14 protein-coding genes are annotated in these 12293 nt (G+C 64.0%); 8 read left to right on the forward strand and 6 right to left on the reverse strand.

What is annotated here, in order from left to right; translation table 11 throughout:
* Nucleotides 1–34: 34 nt before the first annotated feature.
* Together ACOZ4H_RS13685 and ACOZ4H_RS13690 are read right to left on the reverse strand one after the other, a co-directional pair.
* Nucleotides 35–754: a DICT sensory domain-containing protein gene (locus tag ACOZ4H_RS13685; RefSeq protein ID WP_424329800.1), complete on the reverse strand. Its 720-nt coding sequence runs from the start codon at nucleotides 752–754 to the stop codon at nucleotides 35–37.
* 10 nt (nucleotides 755–764) lie between these two features.
* Nucleotides 765–1145: a DUF7344 domain-containing protein gene (locus tag ACOZ4H_RS13690; protein ID WP_424329801.1), complete on the reverse strand. Its 381-nt coding sequence runs from the start codon at nucleotides 1143–1145 to the stop codon at nucleotides 765–767.
* Nucleotides 1146–1242: 97 nt separating this feature from the next.
* Here ACOZ4H_RS13690 and ACOZ4H_RS13695 point away from each other — a divergent pair, with 97 nt between their 5' ends.
* The gene (locus ACOZ4H_RS13695) at nucleotides 1243–1854 is read left to right on the forward strand and encodes a translation initiation factor IF-2 subunit beta (RefSeq protein WP_008310273.1); all 612 of its coding nucleotides are present in this window, start codon (nucleotides 1243–1245) and stop codon (nucleotides 1852–1854) included.
* 36 nt (nucleotides 1855–1890) lie between these two features.
* Here ACOZ4H_RS13695 and cysK read toward each other — a convergent pair whose 3' ends face one another.
* Nucleotides 1891–2817 carry a cysteine synthase A gene (gene cysK, locus ACOZ4H_RS13700; RefSeq protein WP_424329802.1) on the reverse strand — a complete coding sequence of 309 codons (927 nt, stop codon included), beginning with the start codon at nucleotides 2815–2817 and terminating at the stop codon, nucleotides 1891–1893.
* A gap of 119 nt (nucleotides 2818–2936) precedes the next feature.
* Here cysK and ACOZ4H_RS13705 point away from each other — a divergent pair, with 119 nt between their 5' ends.
* Nucleotides 2937–3062 carry a hypothetical protein gene (locus ACOZ4H_RS13705; RefSeq protein WP_424329803.1) on the forward strand — a complete coding sequence of 42 codons (126 nt, stop codon included), beginning with the start codon at nucleotides 2937–2939 and terminating at the stop codon, nucleotides 3060–3062.
* A 20-nt stretch (nucleotides 3063–3082) separates the two neighbouring features.
* Here the strand turns inward: ACOZ4H_RS13705 and ACOZ4H_RS13710 are convergent, their stop codons facing one another.
* Nucleotides 3083–3784, reverse strand: a complete 702-nt coding sequence (locus tag ACOZ4H_RS13710) for an SOS response-associated peptidase (RefSeq protein WP_424329804.1) — start codon at nucleotides 3782–3784, stop codon at nucleotides 3083–3085.
* Between the two features lie 98 nt (nucleotides 3785–3882).
* On the opposite strand from ACOZ4H_RS13710, the gene ACOZ4H_RS13715 reads away from it, so the two are divergent.
* The 5 genes from ACOZ4H_RS13715 (at nucleotide 3883) to ACOZ4H_RS13735 (ending at nucleotide 9223) form a co-directional block, all read left to right on the forward strand.
* Entirely contained in the window at nucleotides 3883–4263 is a 381-nt protein-coding gene (locus tag ACOZ4H_RS13715; RefSeq protein WP_424329805.1) for a zinc ribbon domain-containing protein, read from the forward strand.
* A gap of 67 nt (nucleotides 4264–4330) precedes the next feature.
* Nucleotides 4331–4717 carry a hypothetical protein gene (locus ACOZ4H_RS13720; RefSeq protein WP_424329806.1) on the forward strand — a complete coding sequence of 129 codons (387 nt, stop codon included), beginning with the start codon at nucleotides 4331–4333 and terminating at the stop codon, nucleotides 4715–4717.
* Nucleotides 4718–4778: 61 nt separating this feature from the next.
* Nucleotides 4779–6059, forward strand: coding sequence for a TIGR00300 family protein (locus ACOZ4H_RS13725; RefSeq protein WP_424329807.1), 1281 nt, complete (start codon nucleotides 4779–4781; stop codon nucleotides 6057–6059).
* A 267-nt stretch (nucleotides 6060–6326) separates the two neighbouring features.
* The gene (locus tag ACOZ4H_RS13730) at nucleotides 6327–7817 is read left to right on the forward strand and encodes an ATPase domain-containing protein (RefSeq protein ID WP_424329808.1); all 1491 of its coding nucleotides are present in this window, start codon (nucleotides 6327–6329) and stop codon (nucleotides 7815–7817) included.
* Between the two features lie 5 nt (nucleotides 7818–7822).
* Nucleotides 7823–9223 (forward strand): PAS domain S-box protein, encoded by a 1401-nt coding sequence (locus ACOZ4H_RS13735; RefSeq protein WP_424329809.1) that lies wholly within the window; start codon nucleotides 7823–7825, stop codon nucleotides 9221–9223.
* Between the two features lie 9 nt (nucleotides 9224–9232).
* Here the strand turns inward: ACOZ4H_RS13735 and ACOZ4H_RS13740 are convergent, their stop codons facing one another.
* Nucleotides 9233–10099, reverse strand: a complete 867-nt coding sequence (locus ACOZ4H_RS13740; RefSeq protein ID WP_424329810.1) for a ZIP family metal transporter — start codon at nucleotides 10097–10099, stop codon at nucleotides 9233–9235.
* 45 nt (nucleotides 10100–10144) lie between these two features.
* The gene (locus ACOZ4H_RS13745; protein WP_424329811.1) at nucleotides 10145–10852 is read right to left on the reverse strand and encodes an SDR family NAD(P)-dependent oxidoreductase; all 708 of its coding nucleotides are present in this window, start codon (nucleotides 10850–10852) and stop codon (nucleotides 10145–10147) included.
* A 97-nt stretch (nucleotides 10853–10949) separates the two neighbouring features.
* Between ACOZ4H_RS13745 and aroA the strand changes: the two genes are divergently transcribed.
* Nucleotides 10950–12239 (forward strand): 3-phosphoshikimate 1-carboxyvinyltransferase, encoded by a 1290-nt coding sequence (gene aroA, locus ACOZ4H_RS13750; protein ID WP_424329812.1) that lies wholly within the window; start codon nucleotides 10950–10952, stop codon nucleotides 12237–12239.
* Nucleotides 12240–12293 lie beyond the last annotated feature (54 nt).

Genomic DNA, 12293 nt, shown 5'->3' on the forward strand with positions numbered 1-12293 from the left:
GTTGTGTGTTTCCGAGGCGGCGCGGGTTCGGCCGCTACTCGTCGACAGCCACAACCGCCGTCATGATCTCATCGACCAGCCGTGGGTTGTACGTCCAGACGCCCCGAAACGGTCCGTCCTCGGTTTCTTCGGCGACGAGCGCACACTTGTTCTGGTCGTCACCGGCGGCGTCGAACGCCAGCAGCCACACCTGTTCGAGGGCGGTGTCTGTGAGCGGATGGAACGAGATTCCGGGAATCGTCGGCGGCTCCCAGTCGGCCTGTCCGTAAACGTGGATGTCGAGGTCCGTGTCGCTGGCAAGCGTCTCGTATCGGCCGCGCTGAGAGCGGAAAATCGACAGCGACTGGAAGCTCACTCGAAGGGTTCCTTCCCCGACGCGGTAGGCCCTGTCCTCGAACTCGTGAGACGTTGCGAGCAACTGTGCCGGCGTGAGCGACGAGAAGAGCGTGTTCGCGAGCGCCGAGCGGAGAAGCTGCCGACCCGGGTCACTGTCAGGGGTTCCGCTGTCGTCGGAACCTATCTCCGGCTTACATAGGAAGGTCTCCACCGCTGTGAGCGGGACTGTCTCGGCGAACACGCCGTCCCGATGGATGACGACAAACGCGTTCTGGTGTCCGGTCGGGAGTTTCCGCCAGGTGGCGTCGATCCGCTGGGCAGTCAGTCGCTCGACCACGGTCTTCGTTGCGGGCGGGCCATATACAGTTATCGCGACGTCCGAGCCCTCGAACCGCCGAAGGAGCGTACGGACTGTCATCGACCCACAGTCAGTCCTCGTGGTCTGTCTCGGCAGTATCTAGATCGGTTATCGACGATAGCACCTCGGCCGTGGACGGCGACAGCGATGCCAGCGTCGCGGTCTGCTGATCTAGGTCGTAGGTGATAACGTCAGCGTCATCAAGAACGGGGAGGTGGCGATGGTGGAGCGCAGTGCGGGTATCGTCCCAGTTGCAGGTGGCGGTGTCCCGCCCACGCGCTCGTGACCATCCCACGACCACGTCGGTGAGTTCCTCAATTGAGGCTGAGTCGTGTTCGGCGAGGTAGGTGTATATCATCCGCCGGGGCTCGGCTGCCAGCGCCCGTATTAGAGTGTCGAGTCGCTCGGATGACAGTCCCGCTGTCTCCGCAGGCTGTTCGTGCTGATCCATGTCAACCAGTTATCCACTCTCAGTATTAATATCATTGGCCGGTATTTAATCACAGATGTGACGGAATCCATTTACGTGCCAGCACCGTCTAAAATGTATGAACTACGAGTCCGCCCTCCAGCGTGCGTACGACGTACTACCAGACCAGCCCCGGGAAGCCGGTGAACGGCTCTCGATTCCGGATCCCGAAGGACAGACTGACGGCGCGTTCACACGCCTGACGAACTTAGAGGCAATCGCTGACGCCGTCTCGCGGGACGCCCAGCATCTCCACCGAGCCATCCAGCGCGAGTTCGGGACTAACGGCCAGTTCGACGGCGGCGAAGCCCGCTACAACGGGTCGTTCGACACCGCTGATTTCGAGGCCGCCATCGACGCGTACGTCGCCGAGTACGTCACCTGTTCCGAGTGTGGCCTGCCCGACACCGTCCTCAAGAACGAGGACGGCGTCGACATGCTGCGCTGTCAGGCCTGTGGTGCGTTCCGCCCGGTCGCCAAGGGCGCGAGTTCGAACACCCAGCAGGACCGACCCACGCTCGAAGAGGGCGAGACCTACGAGGTCAAGATCACCGGCACGGGCCGCGAGGGCGACGGCGTCGCCGAGAAAGGGAAGTACACCATCTTCGTCTCCGGAGCGCGAGAAGGACAGGTCGTCGAAGCCTACATCGAGAGCATCAGCGGCACGCTGGCGTTCGGCCGGGTCGCATAACGGTTGTTTTCCCCGCGGCGGAGCTACGTTTCTCGCTTAGTCCCAGAGACCCGTTGAAAGGTATCGTTCGCCGGTGTCCGGCAGAACGACGACCACCGTCTCGTCGGGATTCTCGGTGGCGTACTCCGCGGCCGCGTGCAGCGCCGCACCCGAAGAGATGCCGACCATGAGTCCTTCCTCGCTGGCGAGTCGGTGGGTCGCCTCGACGGATTCCACCTTGCTCGCGGTCCGCACCTCGTCGACAAGGTCACGCCGGAGGATATCTGGAACGAATCCGGGACCGATGCCCTGGATGTCGTGGCTGTCCGGGTCATCCGCCGAGAGCAGTTTGGACTGTTCAGGCTCGACGGCGACCGAAGTGAGGTCCGCGCCGACCTCCTCTTCGATATATTCCGAGATCCCGGTGATCGTGCCACCGGTCCCGACGCCGGCAACGACGGCGTCTACGTTGCCGTCAGTATCGGCCCAGATCTCCGGGCCGGTCGTCTCGCGGTGGGCTCGCGGGTTCGCCTCGTTCTCGAACTGCCGGGCGCGGACAGTGCCCGGCGCGTCCGCGAGTTCGTTCGCGCGCTCGATTGCGCCGCTCATCCCGCCATCGGCCGGCGTGAGTTCGAGGTCCGCGCCGAGCCCCGACAGTAACTGCCGGCGCTCCTCGCTCATCGATTCGGGCATTGTCAGCACGCAGTCGTACTCTCTCGCGGCGCAGACGGCGGCCAGCCCGATGCCGGTGTTGCCGCTGGTGGCTTCGACGACCGTCCCGTCGGCGGGGAGGTCCCCGGATTCGGCGGCCGCCTCGACCATGTACAGCGCGATGCGGTCCTTGACCGAGTAGGGGTTCGCCGCTTCGACCTTGCCGAGCAGATTGTCCGCAAAGCTGTCGAGACAGACCAGCGGTGTGTCGCCGATGAGCTCAGTCACGCTGGATGCGACAGTGCCGTCGTCTCGCTGGGCGTACGACTGCATACATCGGTGGAAGGCGATTGGCCGCCCTAACTGCACACCCAGAATACTGCGGGTCGAATACATTCACTCGGTTTCGAGTCTCCAGAAGCTTATGTCGACCCGATACAATGTCTCCAGTGATGCCCGAGATTACCGTCTCTGAGGGTCTGTACCGCCAGCTATCCGCCGCCGAAAACCAGGTCGACGAAGATACGCTCTGGAAGATGCTGCACCAGTTCAAACGACAGCACGCCCCCAGCGAGTAACGCCACTCCCCAAACTGACGCTATCCGACCGGTTCGATAAGTTCCGGCGAGTCGTTGGCAGGGCTGTTGACCGCCGACGAAACCGGATAGGTCCGCATCGGCCCGTCGTACGGGTCAAGCAGCGCGGACACGTCATCGGCGCTGCCGCGCAGCCACGTCGACTCCTCCGACGGGTCGAGGATGACGGCCATCCGGTGATGGAGGTCCGCGACGGCGTCGTTCGGATCGGTCGTCACAATCGTGAACGACTCGACGATATCGTTTTCGCCGCCTGTATCGCCCCCGCTCGCGCCGAACTCCCCCAGCCCGGACTGGCGCTGTGGCGGCTCCCACCGCTCGTACAGCCCCGCCATCGCGAACAGTTCGTCGTCCGGCAGCGCCACGCGATACGGTTGCTTGCCGCCGCTCGTTTCGACCCACTCGTAGAACCCATCGGCGGGGACCAGACAGCGCCGGGACTCGTAGGCCTCGGCGAACGACCGCTTCTCGGCCAGCGTCTCGGCGCGGGCGTTGATGTGCCCGTGGTCCGTTCGGTTGTCGGCCCAGGACGGAATCAGTCCCCACTCCATCCGCTGGATGGTGCTGGGCGACTCGCTGGTGATGACCGGCAGGTCCTGGCTCGGGGCGGCGTTGTATCGCGACTCGAACGCGAACGAAAACTCGGCGTCGAACCGCATCTCGATCTCCTCGCGGGGCGCGAACAGACTGTAGCGGCCGCACATAACCGAGTACAGGAGCCGCTGGCGGATAAACCCAACAGTAGCGTCCCGCCACCTAGCCGTGAGTAACTCATTTGGCATGTCTACAAAAACACATGCGTATGCCCCCAAACGGTCCCTCGGAGGACGAGGCGAGTGAGCACGATTTCGTCTACTGTGCATCCTGCGGGTCAAAGGCTGCCAGCTCTTGGTCGTACTGTCGCTCCTGTCAGTCGTCGCTGGACGATGCACGTCCACCCGAAGACGGGCTAAAACAGGTCGGCGCGGACGATACGTTGGATATGGACGAAGCCGGCTGTCCGAAATGCGGCCACGCAACGGCCGAAGTTGACGAAATCGCAACGACCGGCGTTGGACTCACGAAGTTCTTTGACCTACAGAACCGGCGATTCACAGCCGTCACCTGCGCGAACTGTGGCTACACGGAATTTTATCGCGGGCCTGATGCCGATGTCGTCGTGGACCTCTTTCTGGGCGGCTAACGGCCCTGGACACCACCTGGGTCGCTGCCCGCGAATTTAACTTGTATCACGCCCAACCACTTCGTAGATGACCACGGACCCCTCGTTCAGCATCCCCGCACACCCACAGCGGCGCTTCCCGCACGGGAGCGGGGTCGAATACGAGGGCGGAACGGAGTTCCGGCTCACCCCGGATCGGGAGCGGGCGACGCCGGAACTCGCTGACACTGTCGTCGACATCCTCGCCGATGGGCCGTACCGATACGGGGATTTCCACGACCTGCCGATGCCGCTGTGGCTGGTCCGCGACGAGGAGACGACTGACGTGTTCCGCGTCGCCGTCCGCGACGGGACGGTGCGATTGCACGTCCTGCCGACCACGGAATCCGACGGCCTGCGGCGGTTCTTCGAGCGCCTGTGTGAGACCAGCGAGGGGGTGTCGTGGGCCGTACAGCGACACGTCGACGGGCAGTAGCCGGGTCGCCGGGTGACGCGGACCCAAAACCGTCTTACACACCTGCCTCCATGTCTCCGCCATGACCGTCTCTCGCGAAGTCGAGCTAGAGGGCCACATTATCGACTCCGGGATGATGCAGTCCTGTTTCGGCATCATCATGGACCTGGGCGGCTCCTTCTCCGTCCAGGAGTTCGATATCGGCCGCCACAAAGACGAGGAGTCCTACGCCCGGATGCTCGTCGAGGCTGAAGACGAAGACCAACTGCAGTCGATTGTCCACGAACTCCACCAGCACGGCGTCAACCCCTCGGACCCGAAAGACGCCACGCTCGTCCCCGCGCCCGACGACCAGGTCGTCCCGCACGGCTTCTACTCGACGACGAACCACCCGACCTTCATCCGCCACGACGGCGAGTGGATCGAGGTCGAGGACATGGAGATGGACTGTGCTGTGGTCGTCGAAGACAGCGAGGCGCACCGCGCCTCGGAACAGTCGAGCGGTGACGACGAGGAACCGGGAGACTACCCGCGGGCTTACACCAAGGTCCTGAACGCCATCGAGGAGGGTGACATGGTCGTCACCGACGAAACCGGCATCAAGGTCCAGCCCCCGGAGCGACCCCGTGATTCCGGCGGCGCGTTCGGCTTCATGCAGGGCGGCGTCTCCTCCGAGCGGCCGTCAGAGTCGACCATCCGCAAAATCGCGAACGCGATCAAGGAAACGAAAAAAGAGGGCGGCAAGGTGATGGCGGTCTGTGGGCCGGCGCTCATCCACTCCGGTGCCCGCGAGGACCTCGCTCGCCTCGTCCGAGAGGGGTACGTCGACATGCTCTCGGCCGGCAACGGCTTTGCCGTCCACGACATCGAGCGCGACATCTACGGGACCTCGCTAGGCATGGACACAGAGAGCCTTGACCATCCCCGCCACGGCCACAAACATCACATCTATGCCATCAGCGAGGTCATCCGAGAGGGCGGCATCGAGGACGCCGTCGAGTCCGGTACCATCGGCTCCGGCGTGATGTACGAGTGCATCGAAAACGACCGGCCGTTCGTTCTCGCTGGCTCGATTCGCGACGACGGCCCGCTCCCGGACACCATCACTGATGCCGTCGAGGCCCAGAACGCCATCCGGGAGCAGGCCCACGAGGCCGACATGGTGTTGATGCTCTCGACCCTGCTGCACTCGGTCGCCGTCGGGAACTGCCTCCCCTCGACAACGCGGGTCGTCTGCGTCGACATCAACCCCGCGACGGTGACCCAACTCCTCGACCGCGGCTCCGCACAGGCAGTCGGGATGGTCACCGACATCGGTACCTTTGTCCCGATTCTGGCCGAGCAGTTGCTCGACGAGGAGTAAGACGACCACGAGCGGCGCGAGTGGTCGCTTTTTCGCCCACGTTTTTTATCGAGCGGTGTGCGACCACAGGGAGCACACCAGACAATAAAAAGGTAGATCGTAACTATTCGTTCTGATTCTGGCAGGGCAACTGCTTGACAAGGCAGAGAACAGGTGACAGCGGTCAAAAGAGCGGGAGGCAGTAACCGAAATTTCGCGGATTGTCTCCCGTTATCACGCGCTGACTCCTCGCGAGATACTTATTAACCACCATCTAGTATGTCATCTATGTCCTCTCCTTCGCGGCAGTTCACGCGGCTTTCCAGCGGTATCTCAGGCCTTGATTCGCTTCTCAGAGGCGGACTTGTAGAAGGGCGGCTCTATCTCGTCATCGGGCCGCCCGGAACCGGCAAAACACTGCTTGGCACGCAGTTTCTCGAAGCGGGGCTGGAAGCAGGCGACGACGTGCTTTTCATTCATGCCGAAGAATCGGCCGCCGACCTGCTGGCGAACACTGCCGAACTCGGCATCGATATCGCCGACGCGACGTTTCTCGATGTCGGACCGGACTCGGAGTTCTTCATGGAAGCCGAGTCGTACGACGTGGTCAAGCCGCGAGACGTCGAGGACGGCCACCTGATTTCGGATATCCGCGAGGCCATCGAGCGGGTCGACCCGGACCGCGTCCTCATCGACCCGATCACACACTTCCAGTATCTCGAACCGACCGAGTACCAGTTTCGCAAGCGTATCATCTCCTTCGCGCGCTTCCTGCAGGACAGGGAGACGACCGTGCTGGCGACCAAGACGCCGAGCAACCAGATGGACAGCCAGCTCAGATCGCTCAGCGATGGCATCGTTTCACTCAGTTACGGCGACGAGAAGGCTGGCCGGCGCATTCGACTGCGCAAGCATCGCGGGATCGGCCAACAGGACGGCTCACACGGGATGGAGATTCGCGAGTCCGGCGTCGAAGTGTATCCGGCACTCGAACCGGAACGACGGACGCGGTCGTTCGACCCCACGCAGTTCTCCGCCGGCGTGCCGGAACTGGACTCGCTCCTCGATGGCGGACTCGAACGCGGGACGGTGACGATTCTCAGTGGCCCCTCCGGCGTCGGCAAGTCGACGACGGCGACGGAGTTCCTGGCCTCCGCAGCGGCAGACGGGTCCCCGGCGCTCGCCTACCTGTTCGACGAATCCATCGACACGTTCACACACCGCTGTGAGACGTTCGGGATGCCGCTTTCGCAGTTGCGTGACGAGGGGACACTTCTCGTCGAGGAGATCGAGTCGCTGGCGCTGTCGCCCGAGGAGTTCGCGAACCGCGTGAAGACACAGGCCGCGGAGCGCGGGGCCGAACTCGTGGTTATCGACGGCATCGCGGGCTACAAGAACGCGATCAAGCACGGACAGGACGACGTGGAACTGCGTCGGCGGCTCCACGCCCTGACACAGCATCTCACGCGCGGGAACACCGCTGTGATCCTGATCGACCAGCGTAGGGACGTGACGGGGCTGCACGAACCCACGAGCGAGAACGTCAGTTACCTCGCCGACAACATCGTCTTCGAGAACTACATCGAGGTCGGGGGCGAACTCCAGCGGGTCGTCGGCGCGCTGAAAAAGCGCGTCGGCGGGTTCGAGGCGGTCCCCCGCCGGTTCGAAATAACCGCCGACGGCCTACAGGTCGGTGACCCCGTCTCAGGGATGCACGGCGTGTTCGAGGGCGTCCCTGAACAACATGGAGACAGCAGCGGACGCTCGTTCACTCGCTAACCACGATGGCTGACATCCAATTACTGCTGGCCGGCGATGGCAACCGGGAGGCACTCGCCTCAATCGTAGCCGAACACCACACACCGATCACGGACGACGAGTTCCGGGAAGTCGATCTCCACATTGTCGACGAGCCGTCGTTTCCGAGATACAGAGAATCGATAGAGGAGTACAAACACCGGGCAGACCCGGTGTTCTGCCCCGTGATTCTGGTCCGTCGCGAGGGGACGTCAGTCAGGATTGACCTGCCCGATATCGACGCGGCCGAACAGCCACTCGTCGTCGACGACATCATGACAGCGCCGCTGGACACGCAGGCGCTCTTTCGAACTATCGCGAACCTCCTCGCCCGGCGCAGCCACACCGAGGACCTCGTCGAGGACCTCAGGGAACAAAACAGCGAGCTCCGGCGATTCAGAAACGCCGTGGAGCATGCTGGCCACGCGATTCTGATAACGAACACCTACGGTGTCATCGAATACGTTAATCCAGCGTTCGAGGAACTCACCGGATTCAGCGCCGAAGAGGCGATCGGTCGAACACCGCGGATACTCAAGTCCGGTGAACAGAGCGAACAGTTCTACGAACGGCTCTGGGACACGATCTGTCGCGGCGAGGTCTGGACGAGCGAGATCGTAAACGAGCGCAAGTCCGGCGAGCGGTTCATTATCAACCAGACCATCGCCCCGATTCAGGACGCGGACGGGACGATACAGGGGTTCGTCGGGATGCAGGACGAAATCACCGGTCGCCGACTGCGCGAGCAACAGCTCACCGTCTTTCACCGGATTCTCCGTCACAACCTCCGGAACAACGGAACGACGATCAGCGGACGTGCGGATATTCTGTCAGAGTTAGTCGATGACGACGCCGCTCTCGACCACCTCGAGACGATCAAAGCGAACGTGCAGTCCCTGCTCGACATCAGCGAGAAAGCGCACCACGTGCAGGAACTGCTCGCGGACTCGCTTACCGACGATGTCGAGCGCGATCTTGAAGCGGTCCTCAGTGACATCACGGACGGTCTGGCCGCAGCGTACCCCGACGCCGAGTTCGTCGTCGAAAGCGACTCCGTCTCGTCGTCCGCGATAGACGCGAAAGTCGTCCCGGCATTGCAGGAACTCATCGAGAACGGCATCAAGCACTCCGACGCATCAGCACCGCGAGTCACGATCCGGATGGAGCGCCACGACACGACAGCGACAGTGACGATTTCGGACAACGGACCGGGCGTCCCGGACCAGGAGCGGCGGGTCATCGAAGCGGCGGAGGAAAAGCCGCTCGAACACGGCTCCGGACTGGGGCTGTGGTTCGCGTACTGGCTCATCAGCTACGTCGGTGGCGATATCGACATCCAGACCGATTCTGACGGGACGAGCGTGTCCGTGACTGTGCCTGTCCGGTGACTACGAGCGTCAGATAGCGACCCAGGCCAGCACGATGACAGCAGCGCCGATCACCGTCGACGCGACGGCGTGCGTTCGGAGTTCGTCGAGCAGGTCGTGGGAGTGGTCGTGAAGTTCACAGACCTCGTCGATCTCGCTGCCGGCCTCGCAGTTCGGCAGGAAGTCCATCGCGACGTGGAGGAAGATGCCGGCGGCGAATCCGAAGATAACTGCGTTGAGAAGAGCGGACTCCGGAATTGGGAGGAGCGCGGACGGGATCGCCGTCAGGCCGACGCCGGCCGCGGGGAGCAACAGCGCGGTGGCGGACTTGCCGCTGCGTCCGAGCCGCCGGGCGGCGGCGTAGCCGGCCGGTCCTTTGTGCGAGACGATAGCGAGGCCGAGCAGGATACCCAGTTCCGGCATCGAGGCGTAGACCAGCCCGATGACCAGTCCGGCCGAGAGCGCGTGGGCGGCGATGGCAAGCGTCGTCATGTCGAAGGAAGTCTCGACGTGAGTTAGCCGGTGGCCGATAGTGTGAGTGCCGTAGCCGGTGACCAGCCCGGCGGCGATTCCGACACCGCCGATACGCGCTGCGCCGGCCTGGCCGCCCAGTCCCATCGCCTGCGGGACGAGGAACATGGCCGCCGACGTGACCATCGCCCCGCTCGCGAGCCCGTAGCCCCAGACCAGTCGGTAGGGATTCGTCTCGTCGGCCCGCGCACCCAGCCACGCGCCCAGTGCCATTGCCACGAACGCGACCCAGGAGATAATCAGGACCTTTCTCGCTCCGCCGGTGACCGCGACGCCGGACAGGACCACCAGGCCGACAACACTCGCGAGGCCGGCAGCGGATATCCGCCCGAAGTTATTAAAAACTGAGTTTGAGTTAATAGACATTATCTACAATCACCGGCCTGTTGCTAATAAACCCATCGGTGGCGGTCACCGGGTCGCCGACCGATAGTCGCCCCAGTCGAGGACACCACCGTCCAGCGCCGATGCATCGGCGCTCCGGAGCGCCCATAGCACCATTTCGGCGACGGACGCTGGGTCGCGACCGCCGTCGCCGGAGAGATCCGTTGCGACCTGTCCGGGATCGACTGCGCCGACCGGGATATCGAGATCGGCGGCGAACCCGCGGGCAACAGCCTCCGCGGCGGCCTTCGAAACCGCGTAGGAGCCGTAGCCGGGCATCCCCTCGCGGGCGACGACGCCCGTCGGGACGACGATGCGGGCGTCCGGACCGAGATGCGGAACGGCTTCGCGGATCGTCGAGAACACGCCGCGGGCGTTCGTCCGGAGGTGGTCGTCGAAGGCGGCGTAGGACTCCTCTGTAAGCGGCGTCTCGCCGGCGGTGCCGTGATAGACGCCGGCGTTGGCGACGACGTACTGTATCGCGCCGTCACCTTCCCGCGTGGCAGTTTCGACCAGCCGTTCCACGTCAAACTCGTCGCGCACGTCCGCCCGGATCGCGGTCATGGAGCCGCCTGCGTTTCGGATGTCGGTTGCGACCGCATCGAGCGATTCAGCGTCGCGGGCACAGATGACCGTATGTGCGCCCGCGTCCGCTACTGCGTGGGCTATCTGTTCGCCGATGCCTCTGCTCGCGCCCGTGACGACAGCGGTCGCGCCGTCCATCCCTGGGACCATAGCGGTGGTACCGCTGCCAGCCACAAGGTCGTTGCTCCCACCATCGGTAGGGTGAGAGAGCGGTAGCCTCTTGTCGAACGCCCGCTACCGACCGGGCATGGACATCACGATTACCGAATCGACGGTCGAGGGGACGGCGCAAGCACCGCCGTCGAAGAGCTACACGCACAGGGCGGTGCTGGCTGCGGGCTACGCTGACGGCGCGGTCGTCCGCGACCCGCTCGTGAGTGCGGACACGAAGGCCACGATGCGAGCAGTCGAGGCCTACGGCGGCAGCGTCTCACTGGCTGAAGACGAGTCGACGGTCGAAGTGACGGGCTTCGACGGCCGGCCGGAGACGCCGGACGACGTGATCGACTGTGCCAACAGCGGGACGACGATGCGACTGGTCACCGCCACGGCCGCGCTGCAGGACGACCTCGCGGTGCTGACCGGCGACGAGTCCCTCCGGTCGCGCCCCCAGGGGCCGCTGCTCGATGCCATCGAACAGCTGGACGGCGACGCCGAGTCGACTCGCCGGAACGGACAGGCCCCACTCGTGGTTGGCGGCGGCGTCGACGGCGGTGCAGTCGAAATCCCCGGCGACGTGTCCTCGCAGTACATCACCGCGCTGCTGATGGCCGGGGCCGTCTCGCCGGACGGCGTCGACATCGACCTGACGACCGAGCTGAAATCGTCGCCGTACGTCGATATCACGCTAGAGGTACTGGAGGCGTTCGGCGTCGACGCCGAGAAGACTGATGCCGGGTTCACCGTCGACGGCGGCCAGTCCTACACGCCAGCGGGCGGCGACTACAACGTCCCCGGAGACTTCTCGTCGATGAGCTATCTGCTCGCGGCCGGTGCGCTCGCCGCCGAGGACGGACTGCGCGTCACCTCGGCGTTCCCCAGCGCACAGGGCGACGCAGCCATCGTCGACATCCTCGGCCGGATGGGGGCCGACCTCGACTGGGACGAGGAAAACGGCGAAATCACCGTCTCACAGTCAGATCTGACCGGCATCGAGGTCGGTGTCGAAGACACACCGGACCTCCTGCCGACCATCGCGACGCTGGGGGCCGCAGCCGACGGCGTCACACGGATTACCGACGCCGAACACGTCCGATACAAGGAGACCGACCGCGTGAGCGCGATGGCCGAGGAGCTCACGAAGATGGGCGCTGAGGTCGAGGAGCACCAGGACGAACTGTTCGTCTACGGCGCGGACAGCGACCTCGTCGGCACGACCGTCGAAGGCCGCGCGGACCACCGCATCATCATGTCGCTGGCCGTCGCCGGCCTCGTCGCTGACGGCGAGACGACTGTGACCGGCGCGGAACACGTCGACGTGTCCTTCCCGAACTTCTTCGACGTGCTCGATTCGCTCGGCGTTGCCGTCCAGCGATAAGGCTCAGGGGTCGCCAGCGTTCCGTGTTTTGCAATGAAAGAGTATTATGTACTT

Origin of the sequence: Haloarcula amylolytica, from assembly GCF_049705545.1 — an archaeon.
GTDB lineage: Archaea > Halobacteriota > Halobacteria > Halobacteriales > Haloarculaceae > Haloarcula > Haloarcula amylolytica_B.

Excerpts from the sequence above, each read along its gene's own strand:
- ACOZ4H_RS13710 (WP_424329804.1), bottom strand. The coding sequence starts at position 3,784 with ATGTGCGGCCGCTACAGTCTGTTCGCGCCCCGCGAGGAGATCGAGATG.
- ACOZ4H_RS13705 (WP_424329803.1), top strand. The coding sequence starts at position 2,937 with ATGCCCGAGATTACCGTCTCTGAGGGTCTGTACCGCCAGCTATCCGCC.
- ACOZ4H_RS13735 (WP_424329809.1), top strand. The coding sequence starts at position 7,823 with ATGGCTGACATCCAATTACTGCTGGCCGGCGATGGCAACCGGGAGGCA.
- ACOZ4H_RS13730 (WP_424329808.1), top strand. The coding sequence starts at position 6,327 with ATGTCCTCTCCTTCGCGGCAGTTCACGCGGCTTTCCAGCGGTATCTCA.
- ACOZ4H_RS13720 (WP_424329806.1), top strand. The coding sequence starts at position 4,331 with ATGACCACGGACCCCTCGTTCAGCATCCCCGCACACCCACAGCGGCGC.
- aroA (WP_424329812.1), top strand. The coding sequence starts at position 10,950 with ATGGACATCACGATTACCGAATCGACGGTCGAGGGGACGGCGCAAGCA.
- ACOZ4H_RS13695 (WP_008310273.1), top strand. The coding sequence starts at position 1,243 with ATGAACTACGAGTCCGCCCTCCAGCGTGCGTACGACGTACTACCAGAC.
- ACOZ4H_RS13740 (WP_424329810.1), bottom strand. The coding sequence starts at position 10,099 with ATGTCTATTAACTCAAACTCAGTTTTTAATAACTTCGGGCGGATATCC.
- ACOZ4H_RS13690 (WP_424329801.1), bottom strand. The coding sequence starts at position 1,145 with ATGGATCAGCACGAACAGCCTGCGGAGACAGCGGGACTGTCATCCGAG.
- ACOZ4H_RS13715 (WP_424329805.1), top strand. The coding sequence starts at position 3,883 with ATGCCCCCAAACGGTCCCTCGGAGGACGAGGCGAGTGAGCACGATTTC.
- ACOZ4H_RS13685 (WP_424329800.1), bottom strand. The coding sequence starts at position 754 with ATGACAGTCCGTACGCTCCTTCGGCGGTTCGAGGGCTCGGACGTCGCG.
- cysK (WP_424329802.1), bottom strand. The coding sequence starts at position 2,817 with ATGCAGTCGTACGCCCAGCGAGACGACGGCACTGTCGCATCCAGCGTG.
- ACOZ4H_RS13725 (WP_424329807.1), top strand. The coding sequence starts at position 4,779 with ATGACCGTCTCTCGCGAAGTCGAGCTAGAGGGCCACATTATCGACTCC.
- ACOZ4H_RS13745 (WP_424329811.1), bottom strand. The coding sequence starts at position 10,852 with ATGGTCCCAGGGATGGACGGCGCGACCGCTGTCGTCACGGGCGCGAGC.